22 protein-coding genes are annotated in these 24312 nt (G+C 69.1%); 7 read left to right on the top strand and 15 right to left on the bottom strand.

The features are described 5' to 3' along the window. Positions 1 to 32 precede the first annotated feature (32 nt). The 4 genes from ACQPYE_RS12315 to ACQPYE_RS12300 are packed head-to-tail and all read right to left on the bottom strand — an operon-like array spanning position 33 to position 4271. Positions 33 to 1748, bottom strand: a complete 1716-nt coding sequence (locus tag ACQPYE_RS12315) for an aminotransferase class V-fold PLP-dependent enzyme (RefSeq protein WP_498722889.1) — start codon at positions 1746 to 1748, stop codon at positions 33 to 35. A 6-nt stretch (positions 1749 to 1754) separates the two neighbouring features. Continuing rightward, a complete protein-coding gene (locus ACQPYE_RS12310; protein WP_498721241.1) occupies positions 1755 to 2522 on the bottom strand; it encodes an amino acid ABC transporter ATP-binding protein in 768 nt (255 codons plus the stop codon). Then, positions 2519 to 3379, bottom strand: coding sequence for an amino acid ABC transporter permease (locus ACQPYE_RS12305; protein ID WP_498721240.1), 861 nt, complete (start codon positions 3377 to 3379; stop codon positions 2519 to 2521). The genes ACQPYE_RS12310 and ACQPYE_RS12305 overlap by 4 nt, the downstream gene beginning before the upstream one ends. Then, complete coding sequence (locus ACQPYE_RS12300; protein WP_498721239.1) at positions 3369 to 4271, bottom strand: ABC transporter substrate-binding protein; 903 nt, start codon at positions 4269 to 4271, stop codon at positions 3369 to 3371. The genes ACQPYE_RS12305 and ACQPYE_RS12300 overlap by 11 nt, the downstream gene beginning before the upstream one ends. 146 nt (positions 4272 to 4417) lie before the next feature. Here ACQPYE_RS12300 and trxA point away from each other — a divergent pair, with 146 nt between their 5' ends. Beyond that, positions 4418 to 4783, top strand: a complete 366-nt coding sequence (gene trxA, locus ACQPYE_RS12295; RefSeq protein ID WP_498721238.1) for a thioredoxin — start codon at positions 4418 to 4420, stop codon at positions 4781 to 4783. A gap of 100 nt (positions 4784 to 4883) precedes the next feature. Here the strand turns inward: trxA and ACQPYE_RS12290 are convergent, their stop codons facing one another. Beyond that, on the bottom strand, positions 4884 to 5810 hold the full coding sequence (locus tag ACQPYE_RS12290; RefSeq protein ID WP_498721237.1) for a YihY/virulence factor BrkB family protein: 927 nt from the start codon (positions 5808 to 5810) through the stop codon (positions 4884 to 4886). Positions 5811 to 5892: 82 nt separating this feature from the next. Here ACQPYE_RS12290 and ACQPYE_RS12285 point away from each other — a divergent pair, with 82 nt between their 5' ends. The 3 genes from ACQPYE_RS12285 to ACQPYE_RS12275 are packed head-to-tail and all read left to right on the top strand — an operon-like array spanning position 5893 to position 7276. Beyond that, the gene (locus ACQPYE_RS12285) at positions 5893 to 6354 is read left to right on the top strand and encodes a phage holin family protein (protein WP_498721236.1); all 462 of its coding nucleotides are present in this window, start codon (positions 5893 to 5895) and stop codon (positions 6352 to 6354) included. Next, positions 6351 to 6992 (top strand): DUF3618 domain-containing protein, encoded by a 642-nt coding sequence (locus tag ACQPYE_RS12280; protein ID WP_498721235.1) that lies wholly within the window; start codon positions 6351 to 6353, stop codon positions 6990 to 6992. The genes ACQPYE_RS12285 and ACQPYE_RS12280 overlap by 4 nt, the downstream gene beginning before the upstream one ends. Then, positions 6989 to 7276, top strand: a complete 288-nt coding sequence (locus tag ACQPYE_RS12275) for a DUF4235 domain-containing protein (protein ID WP_498721234.1) — start codon at positions 6989 to 6991, stop codon at positions 7274 to 7276. The genes ACQPYE_RS12280 and ACQPYE_RS12275 overlap by 4 nt, the downstream gene beginning before the upstream one ends. A gap of 45 nt (positions 7277 to 7321) precedes the next feature. On the opposite strand, the gene ACQPYE_RS12270 is transcribed toward ACQPYE_RS12275, so the two are convergent. From ACQPYE_RS12270 to ACQPYE_RS12240, 7 genes are all read right to left on the bottom strand, one after another. After that, complete coding sequence (locus ACQPYE_RS12270; RefSeq protein ID WP_498721233.1) at positions 7322 to 7489, bottom strand: hypothetical protein; 168 nt, start codon at positions 7487 to 7489, stop codon at positions 7322 to 7324. 27 nt (positions 7490 to 7516) lie between these two features. Then, complete coding sequence (locus ACQPYE_RS12265) at positions 7517 to 8278, bottom strand: enoyl-CoA hydratase/isomerase family protein (protein WP_498721232.1); 762 nt, start codon at positions 8276 to 8278, stop codon at positions 7517 to 7519. 46 nt (positions 8279 to 8324) lie between these two features. Next, positions 8325 to 8933, bottom strand: coding sequence for a hypothetical protein (locus ACQPYE_RS12260; RefSeq protein ID WP_498722888.1), 609 nt, complete (start codon positions 8931 to 8933; stop codon positions 8325 to 8327). 173 nt (positions 8934 to 9106) lie between these two features. Then, entirely contained in the window at positions 9107 to 10039 is a 933-nt protein-coding gene (locus ACQPYE_RS12255; RefSeq protein ID WP_498721231.1) for a hypothetical protein, read from the bottom strand. A 192-nt stretch (positions 10040 to 10231) separates the two neighbouring features. Further along, positions 10232 to 11152 (bottom strand): ABC transporter substrate-binding protein, encoded by a 921-nt coding sequence (locus ACQPYE_RS12250; RefSeq protein ID WP_498721230.1) that lies wholly within the window; start codon positions 11150 to 11152, stop codon positions 10232 to 10234. Beyond that, positions 11131 to 11628: a GNAT family N-acetyltransferase gene (locus tag ACQPYE_RS12245; RefSeq protein ID WP_498721229.1), complete on the bottom strand. Its 498-nt coding sequence runs from the start codon at positions 11626 to 11628 to the stop codon at positions 11131 to 11133. The genes ACQPYE_RS12250 and ACQPYE_RS12245 overlap by 22 nt, the downstream gene beginning before the upstream one ends. A 4-nt stretch (positions 11629 to 11632) precedes the next feature. Further along, a complete protein-coding gene (locus ACQPYE_RS12240; protein WP_498721228.1) occupies positions 11633 to 12775 on the bottom strand; it encodes an LLM class flavin-dependent oxidoreductase in 1143 nt (380 codons plus the stop codon). Between the two features lie 333 nt (positions 12776 to 13108). On the opposite strand from ACQPYE_RS12240, the gene ACQPYE_RS12235 reads away from it, so the two are divergent. Then, on the top strand, positions 13109 to 13933 hold the full coding sequence (locus tag ACQPYE_RS12235; protein ID WP_498721227.1) for an amino acid ABC transporter permease: 825 nt from the start codon (positions 13109 to 13111) through the stop codon (positions 13931 to 13933). Beyond that, entirely contained in the window at positions 13930 to 15768 is a 1839-nt protein-coding gene (locus ACQPYE_RS12230; RefSeq protein ID WP_498721226.1) for an FAD/NAD(P)-binding protein, read from the top strand. The genes ACQPYE_RS12235 and ACQPYE_RS12230 overlap by 4 nt, the downstream gene beginning before the upstream one ends. A gap of 95 nt (positions 15769 to 15863) precedes the next feature. On the opposite strand, the gene ACQPYE_RS12225 is transcribed toward ACQPYE_RS12230, so the two are convergent. The 3 genes from ACQPYE_RS12225 to ACQPYE_RS12215 are packed head-to-tail and all read right to left on the bottom strand — an operon-like array spanning position 15864 to position 18478. Then, positions 15864 to 16805 (bottom strand): ABC transporter substrate-binding protein, encoded by a 942-nt coding sequence (locus ACQPYE_RS12225; protein WP_498722887.1) that lies wholly within the window; start codon positions 16803 to 16805, stop codon positions 15864 to 15866. A 27-nt stretch (positions 16806 to 16832) separates the two neighbouring features. Continuing rightward, positions 16833 to 17597 carry an amino acid ABC transporter ATP-binding protein gene (locus tag ACQPYE_RS12220; RefSeq protein WP_498721225.1) on the bottom strand — a complete coding sequence of 255 codons (765 nt, stop codon included), beginning with the start codon at positions 17595 to 17597 and terminating at the stop codon, positions 16833 to 16835. Further along, positions 17585 to 18478 (bottom strand): amino acid ABC transporter permease, encoded by an 894-nt coding sequence (locus ACQPYE_RS12215; RefSeq protein WP_498721224.1) that lies wholly within the window; start codon positions 18476 to 18478, stop codon positions 17585 to 17587. Before ACQPYE_RS12215 ends, ACQPYE_RS12220 begins: the two co-directional genes overlap by 13 nt. 540 nt (positions 18479 to 19018) lie before the next feature. Between ACQPYE_RS12215 and ACQPYE_RS12210 the strand changes: the two genes are divergently transcribed. Continuing rightward, positions 19019 to 24283 carry an NACHT domain-containing protein gene (locus tag ACQPYE_RS12210; protein ID WP_498721223.1) on the top strand — a complete coding sequence of 1755 codons (5265 nt, stop codon included), beginning with the start codon at positions 19019 to 19021 and terminating at the stop codon, positions 24281 to 24283. Positions 24284 to 24312: the final 29 nt, after the last annotated feature.

Genomic DNA, 24312 nt, shown 5'->3' with positions numbered 1-24312 from the left:
GCGGCCGTGATCAGCCGTTGGTCCCGCCGGGGTCAGGCCCTGATCTCGTTGAGGTAGTTGTAGATCGTGTATCGGGTCACGCCGAGCACGCCCGCCAGGTGGTCGACGGAATCGCGGATGAGGAACAGGCCCGCCTCGTCCAGCACCCGCACCACCTGGGACTTGTGCGACTTCTTCATCAGCTCCACGGGCACGCCGACGGCGGACACCGCGCGTTCGACCAGGAGGCGTTGGAGGGTGTCGACGTCGCCGGGGAACGCCTCGACCACCGACCCGGCGGGCTCCGGGGTCTCCGGGCGGCGGTCGGGGCCCGGGTCGCTGTTCACGCACAGGCAGCCGACCGCCACGCCCTCCGCGTCACGCAGGAACACGGTGGACGAGTGGATCACCCGCCCGTCCGGCGCGTAGGTCTCGTAGCCGGCCAGGTCGTGGGTCGTGCCGCGGCGGACCAGGCCGAGCAGCAGGTCGGTCATCGGGCCGCCGACCTTGCGGCCGGTGAGGTCGCCCGCGATGGCGATGATCGAGTCGGGCAGCGCGCCGAGGTCGTGCAGCACGACCTCGGTGCCCGGTCCCAGCGCGGCGGCCAGGCTGTTGACCGTCGGGATCAGGGCGGTGAGCACGTCGGAGGTCACCGGCGGGGCCGGCGCGGGCGCGGCGACCGGCTTGCGGACCTCCTTCAGCGCGGCGGCGAAGCGGGCCACGGTCTCCGGCGTCGTGGAGGCGTGCGGCGACAGGCGGACGTGCTCCGGCCGCACGGTCGCCGTCACCCCCGCGTCCACCAGCGCCGCCCCGATCACCGACGGCGGGTGGTCGGGCAGCGTGAACGCGAGGATGCCCGCGCGGCGGTCGAGCGCGGACACGACCTCGCCACCCGCCGCGCGGATCACCTCGATCAACTCGTCGGATCGTTCAACGATCCGCGCGTGGATGGCCTCGACCCCGGCGGCCTCGACCAGCTCCAGCCCCGCCGCCAGCGCGCCCGACGCGATCGGGCTCAGGTTCGTGATCGACCAGCCCGCCGCCCCGCCGCCCATGGGGTGGATGCCGTTGTCGAACAAGCCGGGGTCCTCGGCTCCGGTCCACCCCGACAGCACCGGGTCCAGCCTGTCCAGCGCCCGGTCCGACACCGTGGTGAACCCGGTCGACCACCCCGCCCGCAACCACTTCTGACCGCCGACCACCAGCACGTCGGCCACTTCCCACGGCTCGTCGACCACCCCGAAGCCCTGGATGCCGTCCACCACGAGCAGCCGGTCGCCCACCACCTCGCGCAACGCCGCCAGGTCCGCCCGGTAGCCGGTGCGGAAGTCCACCGCGCTCACCGCGAGCGCCACCGTCCTCGGCGTCAACGCCGCCCGCACCACGTCGGCCGTCACCGGGCCGGGCGGCAGCCACGACACGTCGACGGACGGCGACCGCGCCCACGGGTAGGTGTTCGCCGGGAACTCCCCCGACGACACCAGCACCTCGCCGGTCACCGCCAGCGCCGCCTGGAACAACCCGGTGCTCGTGTTCGGCAGCAACGTCACGTGGTCGGTGTCGCCCCGGCACAGCCGGGCCACCGCCGCCTTCGCCCTCAGCTCCTGCCGCATCAGGTCGTCCACCGTGGACGGCCCGGCCGACATCGCGGCCTCCACCAGCCGCGTGGAGGCGTCCACCACGGCGAACGACGGCGGCCCGAAGCGGGCGAAGTCCAGGTACCCCTCCGGCTCGCGGAACTGGACGAGGTAGGACGACGGGATGCGCATGACCACCTAGAGCACCTTCGCGAGGAACTGCTGCGTGCGTTGCTGCCGCGGATTGTCCAGCACCTGGCCCGGCGGCCCGGTCTCGACCACCGCGCCGTCCGCCATGAACACCACCGAGTCGGCCACCTGCCGGGCGAACCCGACCTCGTGCGTGACCACGATCATGGTCATGCCGTCGCGGGCGAGGTCCGCCATCACGTCCAGCACCTCGCCGACCAGCTCCGGGTCCAGCGCCGAGGTCGGCTCGTCGAACAGCATGAGCTTCGGCCGCATGGCCAGCGCCCGGGCGATCGCCACCCGCTGCTGCTGGCCACCGGAGAGCTGGTGCGGGTAGGAGTCGGCCTTGTCCGCCAGCCCGACCCGGTCCAGCAACGCCCGCGCCTCGGCCACCGCCTGCTTCCGGGGCGTCCGCAGCACGTGCACCGGCCCTTCGGCCACGTTCTGCACCGCCGTGCGGTGCGGGAACAAGTTGAACCGCTGGAACACCATGCCGACGCCGCGCCGCTGCCGCGCCACCTCCCGCTCGCGCAGCTCGAACAGCTTGCCGCCGCGCGAGGTGAACCCGACCGGTTGGCCGTCGACCCAGATCCGGCCCGCGTCGATCGTTTCCAGGTGGTTCACGCAGCGCAGGAACGTCGACTTGCCCGCGCCCGACGGCCCGAGCAGGCACACCACCTGCCCGGCGTCCACCGACAGGTCGACGCCCTTCAGCACCTCCGTCGACCCGAACGCCTTCCGCACCCCCACGGCCCGCACGAGGTCCACCGGGCTCACCGGGCCACCCCCTTGCCGTAGTGGCGCTCCAGGAAGTGCTGCCCGACGCTCGCCACGCTGACCACGACCATGTACCACGCGGCGGCGGCCAGCAGCGTCTCCATGATCTGGAGGTTGCGCGAGGCGATGTTGTTGGCCGCGTGGATCAGCTCCAGGAACCCGATGACCGACGCCATGGACGTGCCCTTCAGCATGTTGATGAAGTTGTTGCCGGTCGGCGGGATGATCACCCGCATGGCCTGCGGCAGCACGACCCGCCGCAACGTGGTCGCGGGCGTCATGCCGATCGCCTTGGCCGCCTCGACCTGGCCGTGGTCCACGCTGGTCAGCCCCGCTCGGACGATCTCGGCCATGTAGGCGCTCTCGTTGAGGCCCAGGCCGAGCAGCGCCGCCACGAACGCGGTCACCAGGACGTTGGTCTTCTCCTCGAACAGCCCCGGGATGGAGATGGTCTCGAACACCAGCGCCAGGTTGAACCACAGCAGGATCTGGAGCAGCACCGGCAGGCCGCGGAACAGCCACACGTACCCGGCGGCGAACCAGCGGGCGACCGGGTTGGCCGACCGGCGCAGCAGCGCGATCAGCACGCCGAGCACGATCGCGCCCGCCTGCGCGGCCAGCGCCAGCACGACCGTGTTGGCCAGGCCGCGCAGCATGATGTCGTGGGTGAAGAACCCCGGCACGGCGGCGTAGTCGATCTTCGCATCGGCCAGTGCCCAGCCGAGCGCGCCGAGGAGCGCCAGGATCACCGCGCCGACGACCCACCGCCCCCAGTGCCGCAGCGGGACGACGACCAGGTCGTCGACGGCTTCCACGTCGACCACGGCTTCCACGTCGACCACGTCGTCACTCGCCATTGACGGTGGCCTTCGTGACCGCGCCCTGCCGCACGTCCCAGGCTTCGAGGATCCTGCCGTAGGTGCCGTCGTCGATCAGCGCCTGCAACGCCTTGCTCAGCGCCGTCGTCAGCTCGGGGGTGTTCTTGTTGACCCCGATGCCGTACGGGCCGCCGTTGATCGGGGCCAGCTCCACGACCTCGAAGAACTCGCCGTCACCGGCGGTCTTGGCCACGTACACGGCGGTGGGCAGGTCGTTGAGGATGGCGGCGACGCGGCCGGTGCGCAGCTGGTTCTGGTTCTGCGTGTCGCTGTCGGTGGCGGTCACCCCGATCGGGTCGCCGGACAGGCACTGGAACTCCTTGGCGTAGGTCTCCTGGCTGGAGCCGAGGTTGACCGCGACGGACTTGCCGCACAGGTCGTCCGGGCTCTTGACGCCCTCCGGGTTGCCCTTCCGCACCATGATCGTGATGCCGGAGGTGAAGTAGTCGACGAAGTCGATCGCCTGCTGCCGCTCCGGGGTGTCGTTCATGGCGGCCATGGTCACGTCGACCCGGCCCGCCTGGAGGCTCGTGATGAGCGAGCCGAACGCCATGTCCTGGTGCTCGACGGTCAGCCCGAGCTTGGCGCCGAGCGCCTTGGCCAGGTCGACCTCCGAGCCGACCGGGGTCTTGCCGTCGGCGGCGTAGAAGTTGTTCGGCGGGTTCTGGATGTTCGAGCCGACGCGCAGCTTGCCCGCTTGGGCGATGGCGGGCGGCAGGGTCGCGGCCAGGGCGTCGTCCTTGGTGACGGACTCCACGATCGACGAGGACGACGGCAGGTCACCGGTGGACCCGGCCGGCGGGTCCTCGGCGGGTGAACCGCACGCCACCAGCGCGAACAGGGACAGGGCGAGGGCTGCGGTCCTGCGCACGGGACACCTCCTGCATTCGGGTGAACCGAAAACTACAACTTCTTGTTGAAGGCGTCCACTACTTGTGGAAGGGAATTGTCGGACGTCGACCATCGTTGGTCCGGGTACGAGGGGGGCGACCCCTGTGTCCACAGCAAGGAGGACCTATGGCCACCGTGGAGCTGACCGCGGAGAACTTCGACGAGGTTGTCGGCGGCTCCGAGATGGTCCTGGTCGATTTCTGGGCGGGCTGGTGCGGGCCGTGCGTCCAGTTCGCCCCGACCTACGAGAAGTCCGCCCAGAAGCACACCGACATCGTGTTCGGCAAGGTCGACACCGAGGCGCAGCAGCAGCTCGCCGCGGCGTTCCAGATCCGGTCGATCCCGACCCTCATGATCGTGCGCGACGGCGTCGTGCTCTACTCGCAGCCCGGCGCGCTGCCCGAGACGGCGCTCGAGGACCTGATCGAGCAGGCGCGCAAGGTCGACATGGAAGAAGTCCGCAAGCAGACCTCGGCGGAGTCGCAGGCCTGATCCCGGCCAGGTGCCGAGCTCGACCAAGGCCTGAACTCGACCGAGGCCTGATCCCGGCCAGGTCCTGACCCCGCTGGTCAGGGCCTGCCCCCGGGGCCTCTCAGCTCAGGGCTGTCGTGTCGCGGGGCGGGGCCACCGGGTCCCGCTCCTCGGGCTGCCCGGCCTCCATCCGCCTGCCCCGCTCCAGCTCCGCGTCCAGTTCGGCGCCGAGCAGCAGGGCCAGGTTCGAGATCCACAGCCAGACCAGGAAGACGATCACACCGGCCAGCGAGCCGTAGGTCTTGTTGTAGGAACCGAAGTTCGACACGTAGAACGCGAAGCCGAGCGACGCGGCGACCCACACCACCACGGTCAGCAGGCCGCCCGGCGTGATCCACAGGAAGCTCGGCTGCCGCACGTTCGGCGAGGCCCAGAACAGCAGGCCGATCGCCAGGCTCGCGAGCAGGAACAGCACCGGCCACTTCGCGATGTCCCAGACCGTGACGAAGGTCGAGCCGAGCCCGAGCACCTCCCCCAGCCACTCGGCCACGCCACCGGTGAGCGTCACGCCCAGCGCCGTGGCCGCCAGCAGCACCACCACGCCGACGGTCAGGCCCAGCCGCAGCGGGATGATCTTCCAGAACGGCCTGCCCTCCTCGACGTCGTAGATCGAGTTCGACGCGCGCATGAACGCGCCGACGTAACCGGAGGCCGACCACAGCGCCGTCACCAGGCCCACGATCGCCAGCAGGCCGCTGGCCTGCGACTTCTGCAGGTTCTCCAGCGCGCCCGCGATGGTGTCCTTGGCCTCGCCGGGCCCCAGCGCGTCCAGGCTGTCCACAATGGACTTCGTCGCGTCCGGGCCGAGCAGCCCCAGCAGCGCGGTCAGCAGCAGCAGGCCGGGGAACAGGGACAGCACCGCGTAGTAGGTGAGCGCGGCGGCCCAATCGGTGAGGTTGTCGTCGTTGAACTCCTTGACCGTGCGCTTCAGCACGGCCCACCAGGAGCGCTTCGGCAGCTGGGTGGGTGTCTGCGGGGCGTGCGACATGGGCGACGGGTTCCCCCGAACACCGTGCGTACACCACCGCGTTTCCGGGTAGTCGGAGGTCGAGTGGAGAGAGGAGACGGCCATGAGTCACGTCGCCACCACCCGCGCGGCTGACACGAGCACCGATCGGGTCAGGGGTGCCGCTGCACGCGTCACCGAGCGGGAACCGTCCACCGCGGAACTGGTGAACAGGCTGTCCGACCAGGTGAGCAGGCTGGCCCGGGACGAGATCAGGCTGGCCGTGGCCGAGATGCGCACGAAGGGCAAGCGCGTCGGCACCGGCGCCGGGCTGCTCGGCGGCGCGGGCGTGCTGGCCTGGTTCGGCCTGATGACGGTGCTCGCGGGGCTGGTGCTGCTGCTGGCCACCGCCATGCCGGCGTGGATCGCGGCGTTCGTCGTCGCGGTGGCCGTGTTCGTCGTCGCGGGCGTGCTCGCGCTGGTCGGCCGCAAGCAGATCCGACGAGGCACGCCTCCGGTGCCGGAAGAGGCCATGGCCGGTGTCAAGCAGGACATCGCCACCGTGAGCGAGAGGGCACACCGATGAGCGGCAAGGACGGCCCCACCGACCCGGACGAGCTGCGCGCCGACGTCGAGAAGACTCGGCGGGAGCTCGGCGACACCGTGGAAGCGCTGGTGCACAAGACGGATGTGCCCGGACGGGTGAAGGACAAAGCGCGCGAAGGAGTGGAACAGGTGAAGGAGACCGCTACGCGGGCCAACGCGGCGGTGACCGCCGCGGCGGGCAAGGCGACGGCCAAGGCGAGCCACGCCACCGACAAGGCGGGCGAGCAGGTCGGCAAGGCGGGCGCGGCGGCCAACGCCGCCGGTGCGGCCGTCGGCGAGAAGGCCGCCGTGATCGGCGAGAAGGCGGGCGCCGCGGCGACCCAGGTCGGGCACAAGGCCGGCGAGGTGGCCGAGCAGGTGGGCGCCAAGGCGAGCGAGGTCGCCGGGCAGGTGAGCGCGAAGGCCGGCGTGGTCGCCGACCAGGTGAGCCTCAAGGCCGGTGTGGTCGCGGAGCAGGTGGGCACGAAGGCCGCGCAGGCGGTCGAGTCGTTGCCGCCGCCCGTGCAGGAGCGCGTCGAGCAGGGCGTGCGGCAGGCGCGCAAGCACCCGGCGGCGGTCGCGGCCGGTGTCGCGGCGGTGGTGCTGGTGCTGTGGAAGCTCCTGCGGAGGGGGCGGTGAACGTGAACAAGCTCCTGTACCGGCCGCTCGGCATGCTGTTCGGCGTACTCGGCGGTCTGGCCGCCAGCGCGTTGTTCGGCCAGGTGTGGAAGCTGATCACCGGCACCAAGGAGGCGCCGACCCCGACCCAGAAGGACCGGAGCTGGGGCGAGGTGCTCCTGGCGGCGTCCGTCCAGGGCGCGATCTTCGGCCTGGTGAAGGCCGCGATCGACCGGGGCGGCGCGACCGGCTACGACCGGCTCACCGGCGAGTGGCCCGGTGACACGAACAAGTACGACGACTGATCGCGCACGGTGAGGAGTGCCCTCCGCGGAGGGCACTCCTCGTGATCAGGACGGTGGCTCGTCCTCCTGCCCGCGCCGCTCGCCCTCGTCGAGGAACTGCTCCGGGTCCACGTCGAGGTCGGGCGGCTCCGGCGTGCCCGGCGAGCGCGGCGGTTCGGGGTTGATGTGCTGGTCGGGGTCGTTCGGGTCGCCTTCGAGCGGCTGTTCGGTCATGTGCTCGAAGTACCCGTCCGCCGGGGTTCAGAACCTCGGCGCCCGCTTCTCCAGGAACGCCGCCACGCCCTCCGCGTACTCCTCGCTGTGCACGGCTTCGTCGTACAGCGCGCGCACGGCGTCGTCCTCGTCTTGCTGCCCTTCGGTGATCCGGTCGACGATGTGCTTCGCGCCGCGGACGCTGACCCGCGCGCGGGCCGCGATGGTCCCGGTCAGCTGCTCGACCCGGATCTCCAGGGCGTCGGCCGGGTGGACCTCGTTGACCAGGCCGATGCGCAGCGCGGTGGCCGCGTCGATGATCTCGCCGCTGAACAGGATCTGCTTGGCCCACGCCGGGCCGACCGCGTCGACCAGCCGCTTGGTGGACGTGAAGTTGTAGACGATGCCGAGCTTGGCGGGCGTGATGCCGAACCGGGCGTCCGCCGCCGCCACGCGCAGGTCGCAGGCCAGGGCGATCTCGCAGCCGCCACCGATGCAGAAGCCCGTGACGGCGGCGATGGTCGGCTTGCCGAGCGTCGCGATGGCGCGTTCGCCGTCGTGCACGGCCTCGCTGTACCTCGCCGCGCCGTCCGCGCCCTTGCGGAGGGTGGAGAACTCGCTGATGTCCGCGCCGGCCGAGAAGTGCTCGCCGCCGCGGACGACCAGCACCCGCACGTCGTCGTCGTGCCGGACCCGGGCCAGCAGGCCGGGCAGCGCCGACCACATGTCGTAGCTCATGGCGTTGCGCTTGGCCGGGCGGTCGATGGTCAACGTGGCCACCGGGCCTGCGGTGTCGAGCCTCAGCGTCATCACCGGAGGGTAGGTCCTCGCCGGCGGCGACCGGGCGTAATCGCGCTCACACCCCCGTGAGCAGCCAGAACGCCGAGCCGCCGACGAGCGCGCCCATCACCGTGCCCACCGTGACCTGCGCTTTGGTGTGGTCGCCGAGCACCACGCGTGACCAGGCCACCAGCGCCACCAGCGGTGCGGCCAGCAGGACCCAGGGGCCGTAGGTGATCGCGAGGATCGCCACCGCGCCGGCCGCGACCGCCGCGTGGAAGGACACCTTCCAGCCGCGCCCGCCGTTCACCGGGAGGGCGAACGTCACCGTCAGGCAGGCCAGCAGGCTGAGGAACATCGCCAGCGCCAGCGCGACCACCGCTCGCGGCGCGCCGCCGAACACCAGTGCCGCGATGCCGACCCCGAGCGACGCCACGCACACGAGCATCGGCACCAGCCGCCCCTCGCGGTTGGTGACGTGGTGCCCGTCCCACTTCCCCTGCCGCGCGCCCCGCACGATGACCGCCATCGGCACCACCGACCCGGTCACCCCGACCACCGCGCCCCACAGCAGCCCCTCCGCGACGCTGCTCGTCGCGCTCCACGCCACCAGCAGCGGCAACCCCAGCACCAGCACCCAGGGCGCCAACACCTCCGTCGCCACTCGCGCCACCCGCACCGTCATCGTCACCCCCCAACCCTAAACCCGAGAGTCCTACGTCCAGCCCGCGAGAGTCCTACGTTCACGGACCCCGAATTCAACCCTCACCACGAGCGATCGGCGCGTGAGCGTTGAATTCAGGTCCCCCGAAAGTAGGACTCTCGCGCTGTGAACGTAGGACTCTCGGGTGGTCGGGGTTAGCGGTAGGGGTTGCGGAGGTAGGTCAGGCTGAAGGTGCCGCGGTTGGCGAAGTAGGCGGAGACGAGGTAGGCCGGGTCGGTGGCGAGCAGGCCGCGCTGGAGGTCGCTGCCGTCGTTGCCGTCGTCCCACCCCCAAGCGCTGTTCGCGGAGTTGTCCTTGCCGTTGTCGCCCCGGAACGTGCCCCAGCTCGCGAACGTGGCGGAACTGTCGCGCTGCGCCCACAGGCCGCCGGGGGCGAAGGTGTCCACCAGCCGGTAGCCGACGGAACGGTCGTTGCCGCCCGACGGCACCTCACCCGAAGCGCTCGGCACGTACACCACGCCGTCACCGCCCGGGAACTCCGCGCCGTTCCACGCGTACAGCCCGTGCCCCTTCGCCTCCTGGCGCGTGGTCGGCCGGGTGCCCGACAGCCGCAGCGTGCCGTCGACGCCCTCACGCCCGGACGTGAACGTGCTGCCGGCCGGCACGTACGAGTAGAAGTCGCTGTGCGCCACCGTGATCACGGCTTCGAGCTTGCCGAACGCCGACCCGTCCTTGCGCACGGTCGCCAGCAGGCCCTCCATGTCATTCTCGTGGGTGAACTGCTCGAACGGGTCGGCGAAGTCCTCCCAGTCGCGCGGGTGGTAGAAGCCGTAGACCAGGAACCAGTGCGTCGACGTCTCCACCACCGAGTAGTACGCCGCACCGGTCAGGCGCGCCACCGAGTCGTCCTGCGACTCCCAGTTGTCGACCGTGTTCCACTCACCGTCGAAATCCACAGTGGACAGGTAGTCGGCGTCGTAGTCGGACGAGTCGGTGTCCTGGTAGTGCACCGGCGCCCAGTGGAACGCGAGCTCGGCGTCGGTCGCCGCGTGCGCGGGCGTCGTGAGGAACACCGAGAGAGCGGTCGCCGCGAACAGGGACGCGGCGATCTTGCGGGCAGGGGACATGCTCCACCTCCGTCAGGGTTGCCCGTCGGAGCCAACGGGCCGCGCTGAACCCTGAGGTGAAGCGTGGGTCGACACAAGGGGTGATTCAGGTGATCGTTCACGGTGAGGTGCGCGGGGAGCGGCGGCGAGGCTTCGGGACACCGCAGGGCGGACCGGAGGAGTCGAAGTGCTCCGGTCCGCCCCACGCCCACCTCAGCCGTGCTCCGGCGGGCTGATCAACGACTCCGGGATGGCCGAGGCCTTGGTGCCCCACTTGTCCAGGATGCGCGCGTACACGCCGTCGTCGATGAGCTTGTTGACCGCCGCTTGGAGCGCGGGCGCCAGCGGTGAGCCCTTGGGCAGCGCGAAGCCGACGTCCAGGCGCTTGAACTCGCCCAGGAACTCCAGGTTCGGCTGGTTGGCCGCCGCGTGCCGCAGCCCGTTGATCGTGCTCATCACGACGTCGATGTGCCGCTGCTGCAACCCCAGGAAGATCGCCGCGTCCGCGGAGAAGCTCAGCACCTCGTAGTCCGGCTTCCCCGCGTCACCGCACACGTGCTTCTCCCGCTCCAACGTCGCCTCGAACGTCGTGCCCGCGCCCGTGCCGACCTTCAGCCCGCACAACGAGACCAGGCCGTCCACCCGCGGCACGCGGTCGTCGTCCGCCCGGACCGCGAAACCCTGGCCGTCGTTGACGTAGGTGACGAAGTCGATGGTCTTCTTCCGCGCCTCGGTCACGCCGAAGTTGCCCGTGCCGACGTCGTACTTCCCGCCGGCCAACGACGGCAGGATGGTCTCGAAGCTCGCGACCTCCCGCTCGATGCGCAACCCCAACGTCCTCGCGACCGCCTCGGACATGTCGGCGTCCAGCCCGATCACCGTCTTGTTGTCCTCCGCGTAGTAGGACGACGGCGGCTGCCCGCCCACCGACGACCCGAACCGCACCACGCCCGTCGCGCGCACGGCCGGTGGCAGCAGCGCGGCGATCGACTCGTCCTGCACCACCGCCGACAGCACGTCCTCGGTCGGTTGGACACCGGACGCGGGCGGGTCGACGGCGTCCGCGGGCAGGGCGCACCCGGAGACCACGAGCGCGAGCACCGAGGTGAGCATCAACAGGCAACGTGCGCGCATGGGTTACCCAAGTCCTTCTCGAACGGCAGGTGGGCGATCGTCAGCGGGTCCGCGGTCAGGTCGAACAGCGGCGCGTACCCGGTGGCCAGGTACAGCGCGCGGGCCTCCGGCTGCCGCGGGCCGGTGGTCAGGTAGAGGCGCGAGTAGCCCAGTGCGACGGCGTCGCGCTCCAGCTCCGCGAGCACGCGCCGGGCCAGGCCGCGGCGGCGGTGCCGCGAGTGGGTCCAGATGCGCTTCAGCTCGGCGGTGCGCTCGTCGTGCCGCATGAACGCCCCGCCCGCCACCGCCGCGCCGTCCTCCAGCAGCAGCACCAGCGTGCCGTGCGGCGGCACGAAGACGGCCGGGTCGTACCTGGTCAGCTCGGCCCGCGCCCGGTCGCCGTACCGGGTCACGTACTCGTGCGTCAGCTCTTCCTTCAACGGCCCGGTGGCCGGGTCCTCCCAGCGGACCCGGCGGGCGACGAGGGTGTCGGTCACGGGGTCATCCGTCCACCGCGATCTCACGCGGCTCCGGCACGGCGGCGGTGACGGCGCGCTCGCGGTCGCGCTTGGCGACCTCCTCGCGCACGATCGGGATCACGTGCCGGCCGAAGTCGATCGTGTCGTCGATCATGTCGTAGCCGCGCGCGGACAGGATGTCCACGCCGAGGTCGTAGTAGTCGAGCAACGCCTGCGCCACCGTCTCGGGCGTGCCCACGAGCGCGTTGGAGTTGCCCGCCCCGCCGGTCGCGGCGGCGGTCGGCGTCCACAGGGCGCGGTCGAAGCGCTCACCGCGCTCGGCGATCTCCAACAGCCGCTGCGACCCGGTGTTCTCCGGGTTCTTCAAGGAGTGCCGTCGGGTCAGCGCGTTCACTCCCCCGGTCCGCGCCTTGATCGCGTCCACCGTCCGGTGGGCCTTCTCCCAGGCCAGTTCCTCGGTCGCGCCGAGGATCGGGCGGAACGCCACCTGGATGCGCGGCACGTCGGTCCGGCCCGCGTCCCGCGCGGCCTGGCGCACGGCCTGGATCTGCGCGGCCGTGTCGGCCAGCGGTTCGCCCCACAGGCAGAAGGTGTCCGCCTCCGCGCCACCCGCCCGGTACGCGGCGGGCGACGACCCGCCGAACGACACCCGCGGCCGGGGTTGCTGCACCGGGAACACGTCGCTCACGAAGTCGGCGAACTTGTAGTGCCGGCCCTCGTGGTCGAACGGCTCCCGGGACGTCCAGGCCTTCTTGACGATCCGGATGTACTCCTCGGTGCGCGAGTAGCGCTCGTCCTTGGTCAGGTAGTCGCCTTCGCGCTGCTGCTCGTGGTCCGTGCCGCCGGTGATGAAGTGCACGGTGAGCCTGCCGTCGCTGATCCGGTCCAGCGTGGCGAACGTCTTCGCGGCGAACGTCGGGTAGGACACGTTCGGCCGGTGCGCCAGCAGGATCTGGAGCTTGTCCAGCTTGGTGGCCACGTACGCGGCGGCCTGGGCGGGCTCGGGCGAGCCGGAGCCGTAGGCGAACAGGACCCGGTCCCAGCCGTGTTCCTCGTGCGCGCGGGCCAACCGCAGGGTGTAGTCCTTGTCGAACGCGGGACCGCTGCGCGGGCGCGTCTCGGAACCGTCGTTGGTGCCGCCGATCCCCAGGAACTCAACGGGCACGTCAGTACCTTCCGTCAGGTGGGAGCAGACGTCGACGCGCCCACGGCGTTGAGGGAGACGGCGCGGGGTCGACGGGAGGAGCGGAACGCGGGCGTCAGGCCCGACAGGAGGCCGACCACACCCGACCGAGGTCGATGTGGTCGCGGGTGACCAGCCGCGTGCTTTCCACGGACCCAGTGCAACAGCGGCAGGGGTCGTCGTCAACGGCGGCGTGACCGCGTCCAGATACCGGAATGCCTTGACCGGCCTCGTCGCCGCGCGCTTACGATCACCGCGCGGCGTTGAGGGACGTGGCACCGAACTGTCGTGTTCCCTCCTGCTCTGGAGCCACCGATGAGCGCGTCGACCCTCTCCTCGCCACCGCGGCCCGACGAGACCGCCCTGATCGTCCCGCTCCGCCGTCCCTGGCGCTGGGCCTGCGCCGCGCTCGTGCTCGCCGCGGTCGGCGTCGTGCTGTGGTCGGCGGCCACCAACGAGCAGTTCCAGTGGCACGTGGTGGTCCGCTACTTCGCCACCGACGCCGTGCTGCGCGGTCTGTGGACGACGTTGTGGCTGACCGCGCTGACGGTGGTGCTCGGCTTCGCGATCGGCGGTGTGCTGGCCGTCATGCGACTGTCCGACAACCCGGTGCTGGCGGGCGTGAGCTGGGGCTACGTCTGGCTGTTCCGCTCGGTGCCGCTGCTGGTGCAGCTGCTGTTCTGGTTCAACTTCGGCGCGCTGTACCCGGCGTTGTCCGGCGCCGCGCCGGTGATCGGCCCGGTGACGTCGGTGATCATCGGCCTGGTGCTGCACGAGGCCGCCTACGCCGCCGAGGTCGTGCGCGGCGGCATCCTGTCCGTGGACGCGGGCCAGGCCGAGGCGGCGGCGGCGCTGGGACTGGGGCGGTGGCGGGTGCTGCGCCGGATCGTGCTGCCGCAGGCGATGCGGTCGATCGTGCCGGCGGCGGGCAACCTGCTCATCGGCACGTTGAAGGGCACGTCGATCGTGAGCGTGCTGGCCGTGCAGGACCTGCTGTACTCCGTCCAGCTGATCTACAACCGCAACTACCTGATCATCCCGTTGCTGCTGGTCGCCACCGTCTGGTACGTCGTCGTCACGAGCCTGCTCAGCGTCGGCCAGCACTACGTCGAGCGCTACTACGGGCGTGGCGCGCGATGAGCGTCGTCGTGCTGGTCGGGGCGGGGCCCCGGGCGTCGGGAATCCTGGAACGCCTGGGCGCGAACGCCTCCGGGCTGTTCGACGGCCCGCTGGAAGTGCACCTGGTCGACCCGTTCGCGGCCGGCGCGGGGCGGGTGTGGCGGCACGAGCAGTCGCCGTTGCTGCGGATGAACTCCATGGCCGAGGACGTCACGATGTTCACCGACGCGTCGGTGACGTGCGCGGGACCGATCCGGCCGGGGCCGTCGTTGGCCCAATGGGCGGCGTCGTGCCTGTCCGGCGTGGAACCCGAGCCGGGCGTCCGGGCGGAGCTGGAGGCGATGGAGCCCACGTCGTTCCCGAGCAGGCGGGTGCAGAGCGCGTACCTGAAGTGGTTCCACGAGCTCGCGGTGTCGTCGTTGCCCGGCGGGAGTTCGGTGACGACGCACGCGACGAAGGTCGTGCGGATCACCGGGTCGGCGCAGGTGCGGCAGCGGGTGTGGCTGGCGGACCGGGCGGAACCGCTGGTGGCCGACGTGGTCGTGCTGGTGCTGGGGCACCTGGACACCGTCGTCGCGCCCGAGCACCGCGCACTCGCCGACCACGCCGCCGCGCACGGGCTCACCTACCTGCCACCGGACTACACGGCCGACACCGACCTCTCGGTGGTGCCGGCCGGCGAGGACGTCGTGGTGCGGGGCATGGGGCTGGCCTTCGTCGACCTCGCGGTGCTGCTGGGCGAGGGGCGGGGCGGTCGGTTCGTGCGGGAGGACGGGGTGCTGCGCTACCTCCCGTCCGGCCGCGAACCCCGCCTGCACGTCGGTTCCCGCCGCGGCGTGCCCTACCACTCCAAGACCGGCTACCGGTTGCGCGGGGAACCGCCCGGGCCGCCGAGGTTCTTCGTCGCGTCGGAGGTGCCGGCACGTGCCGGCGAGGTCGACTTCCGGCGTGACGCGTGGCCGCTGATGGCCAAGGAGATCGCGTACGGGCACTACCGCGAGCTGTTCACCGGGTACCCGTCGCGGGTGCGCGGGACGTGGGAGGCGTTCTCGGCGCGGTTCGCCGAGCTGGACTGGTACGGCGACGGGATGCGGGCGCTGGTGCGCGACACCGTGCCGGCGGAGGTTGATCGGATCGACTTCGAGCGGCTGGACCGCCCCATCGACGGCTTGCGGTTCTCCTCGTCGGAGGACTTCCAGGAGTTCCTGCGCGCCCACGTCGCCGCGGACGTCGCCCGGCGCTCGGACCGGGCGTTCAGCGCGGACCTGGGCGCGTTCCTGGCGCTGCTGGGCGTGTACGGCCAGTTCGCGGTGCTGTCCGCGGCCGGGCGGCTGCGCGGCGAGGACGGGTGGTGGCACGGGTTCTTCAGCTCGATCACGAGCGGGCCGCCGCCGGACCGGCTGGAGGAGCTCGTGGCGCTGTCCCGCGCGGGGGTGGTGCGGTTCCTGGGCGCGGACACGTGGGTCCGCGCGGAGGACGGGGTGTTCCTGGCCGGCAGTCCGAGCGTGCCCTCGCACGTCGTGCGGGCGACCGGTCTGATCGAGGCGCGGCTGCCCGTGCACACCTTGGCGCACACCGCCGACCCGCTGCTGAGGTCGATGGCCGCGGCCGGTGACGTGACCGACGTCGACGGCCTGGTGCTGGTCGACCCCTCCGACAGCCGGGTCGTCGACGCCACCGGCGCACCGCACGCGCGGCGCTTCGCCGTCGGCCCCTACACGACCCGCAAGGCGTACGCGGCGTTCGCCCGGCCCGGCACCGACGCGCCGAACTTCCGGCAGAGCGACGAGGTCGCGCGGGAAGTCCTGCACTTCCTCGCCGCGGCGGCCGGTGGCGCGGACGAGTCGGTGGCCTGAGCCGGGACGGCGTTGCCGACGAGGGCCGCCGACGAGTGGCCGGTCCGTGAACCGGGTGTCGTCGGCGGCCCTCGATGTCGTCCACCGCGCGGGGGTCAGCTCGTCCTGGGCAGACCCGGCGGGTTGATCTCGCTCTTCGCCACGGCCTCGTCACCCAGGCCCCACCGGTCGAGCACCTCGGCGTACCGGCCGCTCGCGATCAGGTGGTCGATGGCCTCGGCGACCGGCTCCACCAGGCCGCTGCCCCTCTTGGTGGTCGCGGCGATCTTGCCCACGGTCGCGCCGCCGCCCGAGAAGGTGCCGATCACCTCGGTCTTGCCGGACGTGGTGACGTGGTAGGCCGAGGTGGGGTTCGGTCCCAGGTAGGCCTCGATCCGGCCGGACTCCAGCGCCAGGTAGTAGTCCGACGGGTTCTGGAAGTACTTGATGTCCGTGGCGGGCAGGCCCTTCGCCTGGTTGGCCTTGCTCCAGTCGACCAGGATCTTCTCCTGGTTCGTGCCGGACCCGACCGCGATGACCTTGCCCACCACGTCCTCGGGCCCGGTCACCCGCCACGTCCCGCCCTTCTTCGCCTCGAACGCCAGGGTGTCGAGCCGGTAGGTGGCGAAGTCGTACTTCTCCTTGCGCTCCTCGGTGACGGTGATGTTCGACAGGCCCAGCGGGTAGACGCCGCTGTCCAGGCTGATGAACAGGTTCTCCCAGGACGTGCTCTCCAACTGCGGCTCCAACCCCAGCACGCCCGCGATCAGCACCGCGATGTCGGTCTCGACGCCGATGGGCGTCTTGTCGTCGGTGGCGAAGAAGCGCAGCGGCGGCGCGGTGCTGACCGATCCGCCGACGACGAGCTTGCCGGTCCGGCGGATCTCCTCGGGCACCTTCGCCGCGATGGCGTCCACCTTGTCGGCCGTCACGCGCTCCTGGTTCGGACCGAGGTTCACGGTCTTGCCGCCGGCGACCACCTGGTCCTCGGTCGTCCCGCCCGCGGCGCCGCAGGCGACCAGCGAGACGGCGGCGGTGATGGCGACGGCTATCTTCACGAAGGACAACGGTTCTCCCGGGTGTGATCAGAGCACTTTGGACAGGAACGCGCGGGTGCGCGGGTGTTGCGGGTCGTCCAGGACCTGCGCCGGCGGCCCCTGCTCGACCACGAGGCCGGCGTCCATGAAGACCACGGTGTCGGCCACGTCGCGGGCGAACCCGATCTCGTGCGTGACGATGATCATCGTGGTGCCGCTGCGGGCGAGGTCCCTGATCACGTCGAGCACCTCGCCGACCAGCTCCGGGTCCAGCGCGGAGGTCGGCTCGTCGAACAGCAGCACCTTCGGCTCCAGCGCCAGGGCGCGGGCGATGGCGACGCGCTGCTGCTGGCCGCCGGACAGGTGTCGCGGGTAGGCGGACTCCTTGTCGGACAGGCCGACGCGTTCCAGGAGCCGACGGGCGTGCGCGCGGGCCTCAACCGGTGACTTCCGGCGCGTCGACACCGGGGCCTCCACGATGTTCTCCAGCACCGTGAGGTGCGGGAACAGGTTGAAGTTCTGGAACACGAAGCCGACGTGCGCGCGTTGCCGGAGCACGTCGCGCTCCCGCAGCTCGTAGAGCTTCCCGCCGCGACGGCGGTAACCGATCAGGTCGCCGTCGATGCCGACCAGGCCGCGGTCGGTCTTCTCCAGGTGGTTGATCGTGCGCAGCAGCGTGGACTTGCCGGAGCCCGACGGCCCCAGCACGACCACCACCTCGCCCGCGCCGACCTGGAGGTCGACGCCGCGCAGCACCTCGTTGTCGCCGAAACTCTTGTGGACGCCGCGGACGTCCACCATCACCTCGCCCATTTCCACCCGTCCTCGTTCCTGGTCGCGCCCTTGGCGTAGTGCTTCTCGACGTAGTGCTGCGCGATCGACAGCAGGGTGGTCAGCGCGATGTACCACGCGGTGGCCACCATGAGCAGCGCGACCACCCGCGCGTTGCGGCCGTAGATCACCTGGACCTGGTAGAACAGCTCGCCGATGGCCACGACGGACACCACGGACGTGCCTTTGAAGAGGCTGATCACCTCGTTGGTGGCGTTCGGCAGGATGGAGCGCATGGCTTGCGGCAGCACGATCCGGCGCAGCTGGCGCGACCTGGGGATGCCGAGCGCGGCGGCGGCTTCGAGCTGGCCGTGGTCGACGGAGATGACACCGGACCGCACGATCTCGGCCGCGTACGCCGCTTGGTGCAGCGCGAGCCCCAGGACGGCCGCGCCCATCGGGCTGATCACGTCCTTGGTCTCGAAGCCGAAGAACGTCGGGCCGAAGGGGATGCCGAAGTTCAGCTCTTCGTAGAGGTAGGAGATGTTGAACCAGAACAGCAGTTGCACGATCAGCGGGATCGAGCGGAAGGCCCAGACGTAGGTCCAGCTCACCGCTTCCAGGAACCGGCTGCGCGACAACCGCATCAGGGCCAGCACGATGCCGAGGGCGAAGCCGATGACGGTGCCGTAGAGCGTCAGCTCCAGGGTGACCACGACCGCGTCCAGGATGGATCGGGCGGTGATGAAGCGGGCGAACGTGGCCCAGTCCCAAGCGGGGTTGGTCGCCAGTCCGTGGACGAACTGGGCCAACAGGACCAGCACGACCGCGATCCCCACCCACCGCCAGGGGTGGCGGGCGGCGACGACCTTCGGCGCCGGCGAGTCGAGGGCACGCGGGCGTGGTCGCGCGGACACGCTCATGGCGGAGTCCTTCCGGGAATGGGGTGGGCGCCGCGGGTGCGAAGGGCCGCTGGGGGCCACTGCGGTGGGGCCGCCGCCCGGGTGGCCGAAACGTAGCCACTTCGCCGGCGCGCGAACAAGGACGCCCACGTGCTGAACCATGTGGTCAGGTGGTTGACAAATCGACCGCGTCACCCGAATCGACCAATGCGGGACCCGACGTTCCAGTCCACTGAGGAATGTCGTGGTCCGACGGATCGGGCGTCGTGCCGCTGTGGGTTTGGGCATCCCTCGGCGCGTCACGCACTCAGCCTGCCCGGTGATCTCGGCCAATCGGACGGCGTGGACGGAGGAATCGCATGGTTGTGCGTTCGGATCGGCGCGAGCCAGATAGCCGCTGCCGCAACCGTTGTTCGGTCCAACCCTCCCGGGAGAGGGAGGCGTCGACAGGTGAATTGCACAGTCGTGCATGACAGCACCGCTTCACACCGCTACGCAGCACAGCGCCGGTAGCAGCTCTCATGGGACCATGCGTCCGAGGGACGACACGAGGGGGTGGCGGTGGAGCGCGAGACCCGGTCGACGACCACCAACCAGATTGACGGAGAAATCGCCGGCCACAGCATACAGGCCGGCATCATTCAGGGCGGCGTGCATTTCCACGGCTCTTCGTCGCCTGTCGCTCCCCCATCAGTGACATCCGTCGCGTCCTGGGAAGCGCTGCCCGAACTCGCCGCGGAACTGCGTTCCCTGGTGCAAGCGCAGGTACATGCAGCGCACCAGCTCCCCTACCGGCTACCGGGCGCGCGCCGGCCATCGCTTGCCGCCGTATACGTGCGTCAGGATTTGAGCAGCGGTGTGGAAGAACCTCGTTTGGAGGCCCCTCGTCCCACTCCCATTCTCGATGGCAATGGGCATCTGGTCGAAGTTTCGCGTGCCCCGGCTCTGCGCGTTGCCGTGCGCCCGCCGACGCTGACCGTGCGAGAGGTTCTTAACCGTGACGAAAACTTGGTCATCGCCGGCAGCGCCGGGCAGGGCAAGTCGACGCTGTTGCTGCGCCTCGCCGCTGACGTCGCCGCCCGCTGGTGTGGCGAGCAAGCGGACGAGGTACTCGCCGAACCCGTGATCCCGCTCCGCTTGACCGCGCGCGAGCTGGCGAGCCGCCTCGACCTGCCGTTCGCGCAAGCCCTCGTGGACAGCGCACACGCCGAGTACGGGGCCCTGCTGAGCATCAAGTTGCGTGCGCAGTTGATGACCGAGCGGGCGGCGGGTTGCCGCTGGCTGCTGCTGGTCGACGCACTCGACGAGGTGGCCGATGCCGCGGACCGCAACCGCCTGGTCGACGTACTCGCCGCATGGGCCTCGCGTAGTGGTTCTCCCTACCGGGTGATCGTCACCACAAGGCCCATCGACGGCGCTGCCCTCGCGCCGCTTCAACGCATCAAAGCTGCTCGCTACGAACTCCAGCCGTTCGACGAGCAAGCACTGCGTCGGTTCGCCGAGAACTGGTTCGCCGAGGAAGGGACTGAACATGCCCAGCGGTTCGTTCGTCAAGTTCGCGCGGCGCACCTCGACGAGTTGGTCCGCGTGCCCCTGCTCGCCACCATTGCGGCAATCATTTTTCAACAGCAGCATGACCGCTCTCTGCCGGACAACCAGTACGAGTTGTTCGAGACCTACCTCACCTTCTTGGGATCGGCACGCAAAGCCACAAGCCCTTTCGAGAAACATCGCACCGCCCTGTTGGAGCATTTAGGTCACATTCGCGTCGAGACTGATATTCCCCTTATCGATGCGGCTCAAGAATGGCTCCGACAGACAGCCGATCATGCTCTGGCGCAGATGCGTGAAGACCTCATCGACTTCCTTGTCTCCATTGGCCCCCTCGTCATGCGCAACGATGATCTCGGCTTTCTGCACCACAGCTTCGCCGAGCACCTTGCTGCTACCGCGCAGGCACGCGTAGTACCTTCGCCGTTTGCTGCAGAAAACGACGAGTTTACTCAACTCCTCTACGCTGCCCGCCCGGCCGAACGCGGCGAGTATGCCCGCGCCGTGCTGCTCCATTACACCCGTCTGCACCCCGCCCAAGCAGACCCTCTCATCCGCCGGTTACACGCGAGCAACGGTGAGCAGCACCTGCTGGCGGCACGTCTTCTGGCTCGCAGAGTTCCGGCGAGCCGATCCGTCGTTGATTCATTCCTCGACACCGTCCGAAAATGGGCGATGACCACGCAATATCCGGGTGAAGAAATTCTGGCTCAGGCAAGTCGCGCTACCCACCACCCCGGCCTGGCTTCCTGGCTGGCTGACCTGATGCGAGACCAGCACATTCCATGGCCGTCGCGTACCGAGGCCGCAACAGCGTTGGCAACCAGGCTGCGCGGCACCCATGCACGAGAAGCTGTCACTCTGCTGTCCGACTTGGTCGATGATCCGAACGCCTCGGTGACTCACCGTCTTGCCGCCGCAGAGGCATTGGCAGACTCCAGCCCCGAAGACCGTGCCGCAGCCCAACGTGGATTGCGCGAAGTGCTTGTCAACTCTTTGGCATCCGGTCTGCAGTGCCGCACTGCGGCAGTAATACTGGCGGGTTTCGGGACGGAAGCGCGACGCCTCGCAGTCTCCGCACTGTCAGCGATGATCGACAGTGCTGAGACACCCACTCAGGACTTGGTGAACGCGGCAACCGGCCTGGTGGAGATCGGTCCCGACCATTATGAAGTCGGCGCAGAGGTGTTCAGACGAGTGCTGCGGGACCCAGTCACCAGCAGTGTGGGGTGGCGTGACTCAGCCCTCGGGTTGATGTCACTCGGACTCAAGCACAGCACCCAGGCAGTGGCACTGGTGAACACTCTCATCAGTGACCGTCGACTGAACTGGAATGATCGAGCCTATGCCGCCCAGATCCTCGCCGAGCTAGGGCCCCAACACCGCACAGCAGCAGTGGATCGAATCGAATCGATTTTCAGGGAACCAGATGTAATAAAATTCGGACGATGGGAAGGAGCACGTGCAATAGCTGGACTCGCGCCGGACTATCGCAATATTGCAGTTCCACGGCTGCGCGCCGCACTGGCCGACTCCAGGACTGCAGCAACTTATGCCACGTTGTACGCCAAGGCGCTCGCCGAGGTCGCACCCGAACTTGCGGACGAGGCAGCAGACGAACTGCGGAAGATCGTAGAATCCGAGGTCAGTAAAACTCACCGAGTCGAATCCCTGAAGGCAATGGTCGAACTCGGTGAACCGCATCGCCACAACGCCCTCCAACAATTACAGAAAATCATCCACGATCCCGCACAGGACACCGGAACACGAGCACACGCAGCGGAAGCACTCACACAGGCCGGTCCAGATTTCCACCCTGAAGCTAGAGAAACATTGCTACGCATTGCGACAACTTGCGACGATGTGCGTACAGCCTCCTACGCGTGGCGCAATTACTTCAGGTTATCGATCGACATGCAGGCCGACATCATCTCGAGGTTTCTCGACGATATGATGCCCGACAACACGAACTTGATCATGCTTCTTTCGAATGTCAGCGCACTCGCTACTTCAGACGCAGACACCGAACGAATCGCCTCGATGCTACTGGGCCTGATGAATGACGAAGCACAGAGCCTGCACGGCAGGCTATCGGCCGCCGTCACAACTGCTCGCCTAGGCAGGCGCTTCCACAAGCCGGTAGTGAACTGGACGTGTAATTTAATTCGCACCGCCGACCTCCCCGGATTCGACTTTGTCCATCTCGCAACTTTTTACACGAGCATGAGCAGGGGTCTGCGTTTGAAACTGGCGCACGCCTTGCATGACGCACTGCTCAGCCCCAATAGCAGCGCAGCGCGTCATTGGAATATTTGCAGAGCGCTTGACTCCCTCGGCTTCGGCACCGGCCCGGAGATCTCACAGGCCCTTGAGGACATCACCTCCGATGGTTCCGCCGCGCCTACCTTGCGTCAACTTGCCACAATAATGTCGACGACGATCGGCCTTGGCCATCCAGCGACCACAGCGGACAGCGACCCGCCATTCGACGGCAACCCGGACGAAATTTACTGGGCAATGAGCGTCGCCCCACTGCCCGTACTTCGATCGACCGGTGCACAACGACTCAACGCCCTGGCAAGTAACGCCGATGTACATCACACGGTCCGACGAGAAGCCGCATCCGGCTTGACCGCCTTCGACTCAACAGAGTATATCGATTCCGTAACAGAACTACGACGACAAGCCGATGACAAGTTCTTGAACCCGAGTCAGCGCGGTTCTTCCTTCTATGCTCTCGCAGAGCGCATCCCCGACATCATAGAATCTGCGAGGCTCTACCTGATGAGCGTGCTCGACGACGATTCGACTGCTGTCTCCGCACGGGTCGAAGCCATTGAGCAGCTCATGAACCTTGACCGCCGATTCATGGCGACCGGATGCGCCTTGCTCCATCGCCTGGCCAGGGACCATAGGGCTTCACCTCGAGAACGCCTCATCGCCACCAATCAACTGCTCACTTCCAGACAGATGGAAACGAGCGAGTTCGCGGATTTGGCAATGGCGAACCTCCGTCTGTCCCCGGTAAGCGCGATCACCCGTCAGACCATCGTGGAGTTGTTGCCACGTCAAGCACGCACACTGATGGAGCGTGACCTGCTGACGGACCGAGCACTGCCAGTTCTCGAGCGTATTCCGCGAGCCGACTTCGGAAGTCTGTTCCCTCTAGCCGGCGAAGCCGACAGAGCCGTGCGCGACGTCTTGGCGGCGCCGGAGTATCCCGCCAGTGAGCGAATCGACGCGGCAACAGCACTCGCAAGACTGTCTCTGCGCAGCGCGCCCGACGCCGCACGGGCGTTGCGCAACTTCTCTCAAGACCATCCGGCCTGGCGGCGAGCACGTCGAGCACTCGCTGGCTTGAGCCGGGAGCATTGCAACGAAGCGCTGGCTGAGGCGCTGGCCATTCTGGGGGATGCGAGCCGGCATGCCGGCGAGCGGCGCAAGGCGGCCTATCTGATCTCGGATCTCACGTTCACGCTGCCCGACATCGTGGTCGCACTCTTGCGAGCGGACGCTGACGGACGATCCTCGTCTGACAGGAACCGTGTCGATGCCCTGTTTGCCCTGCGGTGGTTGGACGGACTCGCTCCCGTGCGCGCAGTACGTGACGACGCCGGGGCGCGACCGATCGCCCGCGTCAAGGCTGCGGTACTCCTGATGGGCTACGACGTGGAGGACCGGGCAGTGGGCGCACGGGTGCTGAACACACTCGCGACTGATTTGACCGTCCGGCCTGCTCTACGCCGACAAGCGGCGGAAGAACTGGCTCTTTTGGGCAAGGCAGGGGGTGAACTCGCTGTAACGGCGTTGTGGAGCATCATGCAGGACGTAACGGCCTCGGCCTCGACCAGGGCGGCTGTGGCCTGGACCCTCGTCCCGCTAGTTCCCGCCGAGCGCTCGGCCGTGTTGAAGACCTTGCGTGATCTCGCTGCCACTGATAATCCGCTGTATCGCAGGCAGGCTCTACGGGCACTCGGCGAAGCTGATCCCACCGCCGCCGCGCTCGACCTCGGTCTCATGATGTGCGACGAACCGAGTCCTGTCGTTCGAGTGCGGTGTGCGGAGGCATTTGTCGAGCTCCGGCACGACTGGAGGGAGCAGGCAGCGAAGGCAGTACGCGCGGTGGCACACGACAACTCTGCTCCGGTCCACGTACGTCGGCGAGCCGCCCGGAACCTGGCTCGGTGGAGCGATCTATGCCGCAGTGAGGCTCAGGAACTGCTGATCGCGTTCTCTGTCGGGATCAACACCGAGACCACGCGCAGAAATCGGTGATGCTCCACCGCCGGGGTCCCGCATCGGAT

Origin of the sequence: Actinosynnema sp. CA-299493 (assembly GCF_050946825.1) — a bacterium.
In the GTDB taxonomy this organism is placed as follows: Bacteria; Actinomycetota; Actinomycetes; order Mycobacteriales; family Pseudonocardiaceae; genus Actinosynnema.
This window is presented reverse-complemented; position numbering and strand designations above follow the sequence as displayed.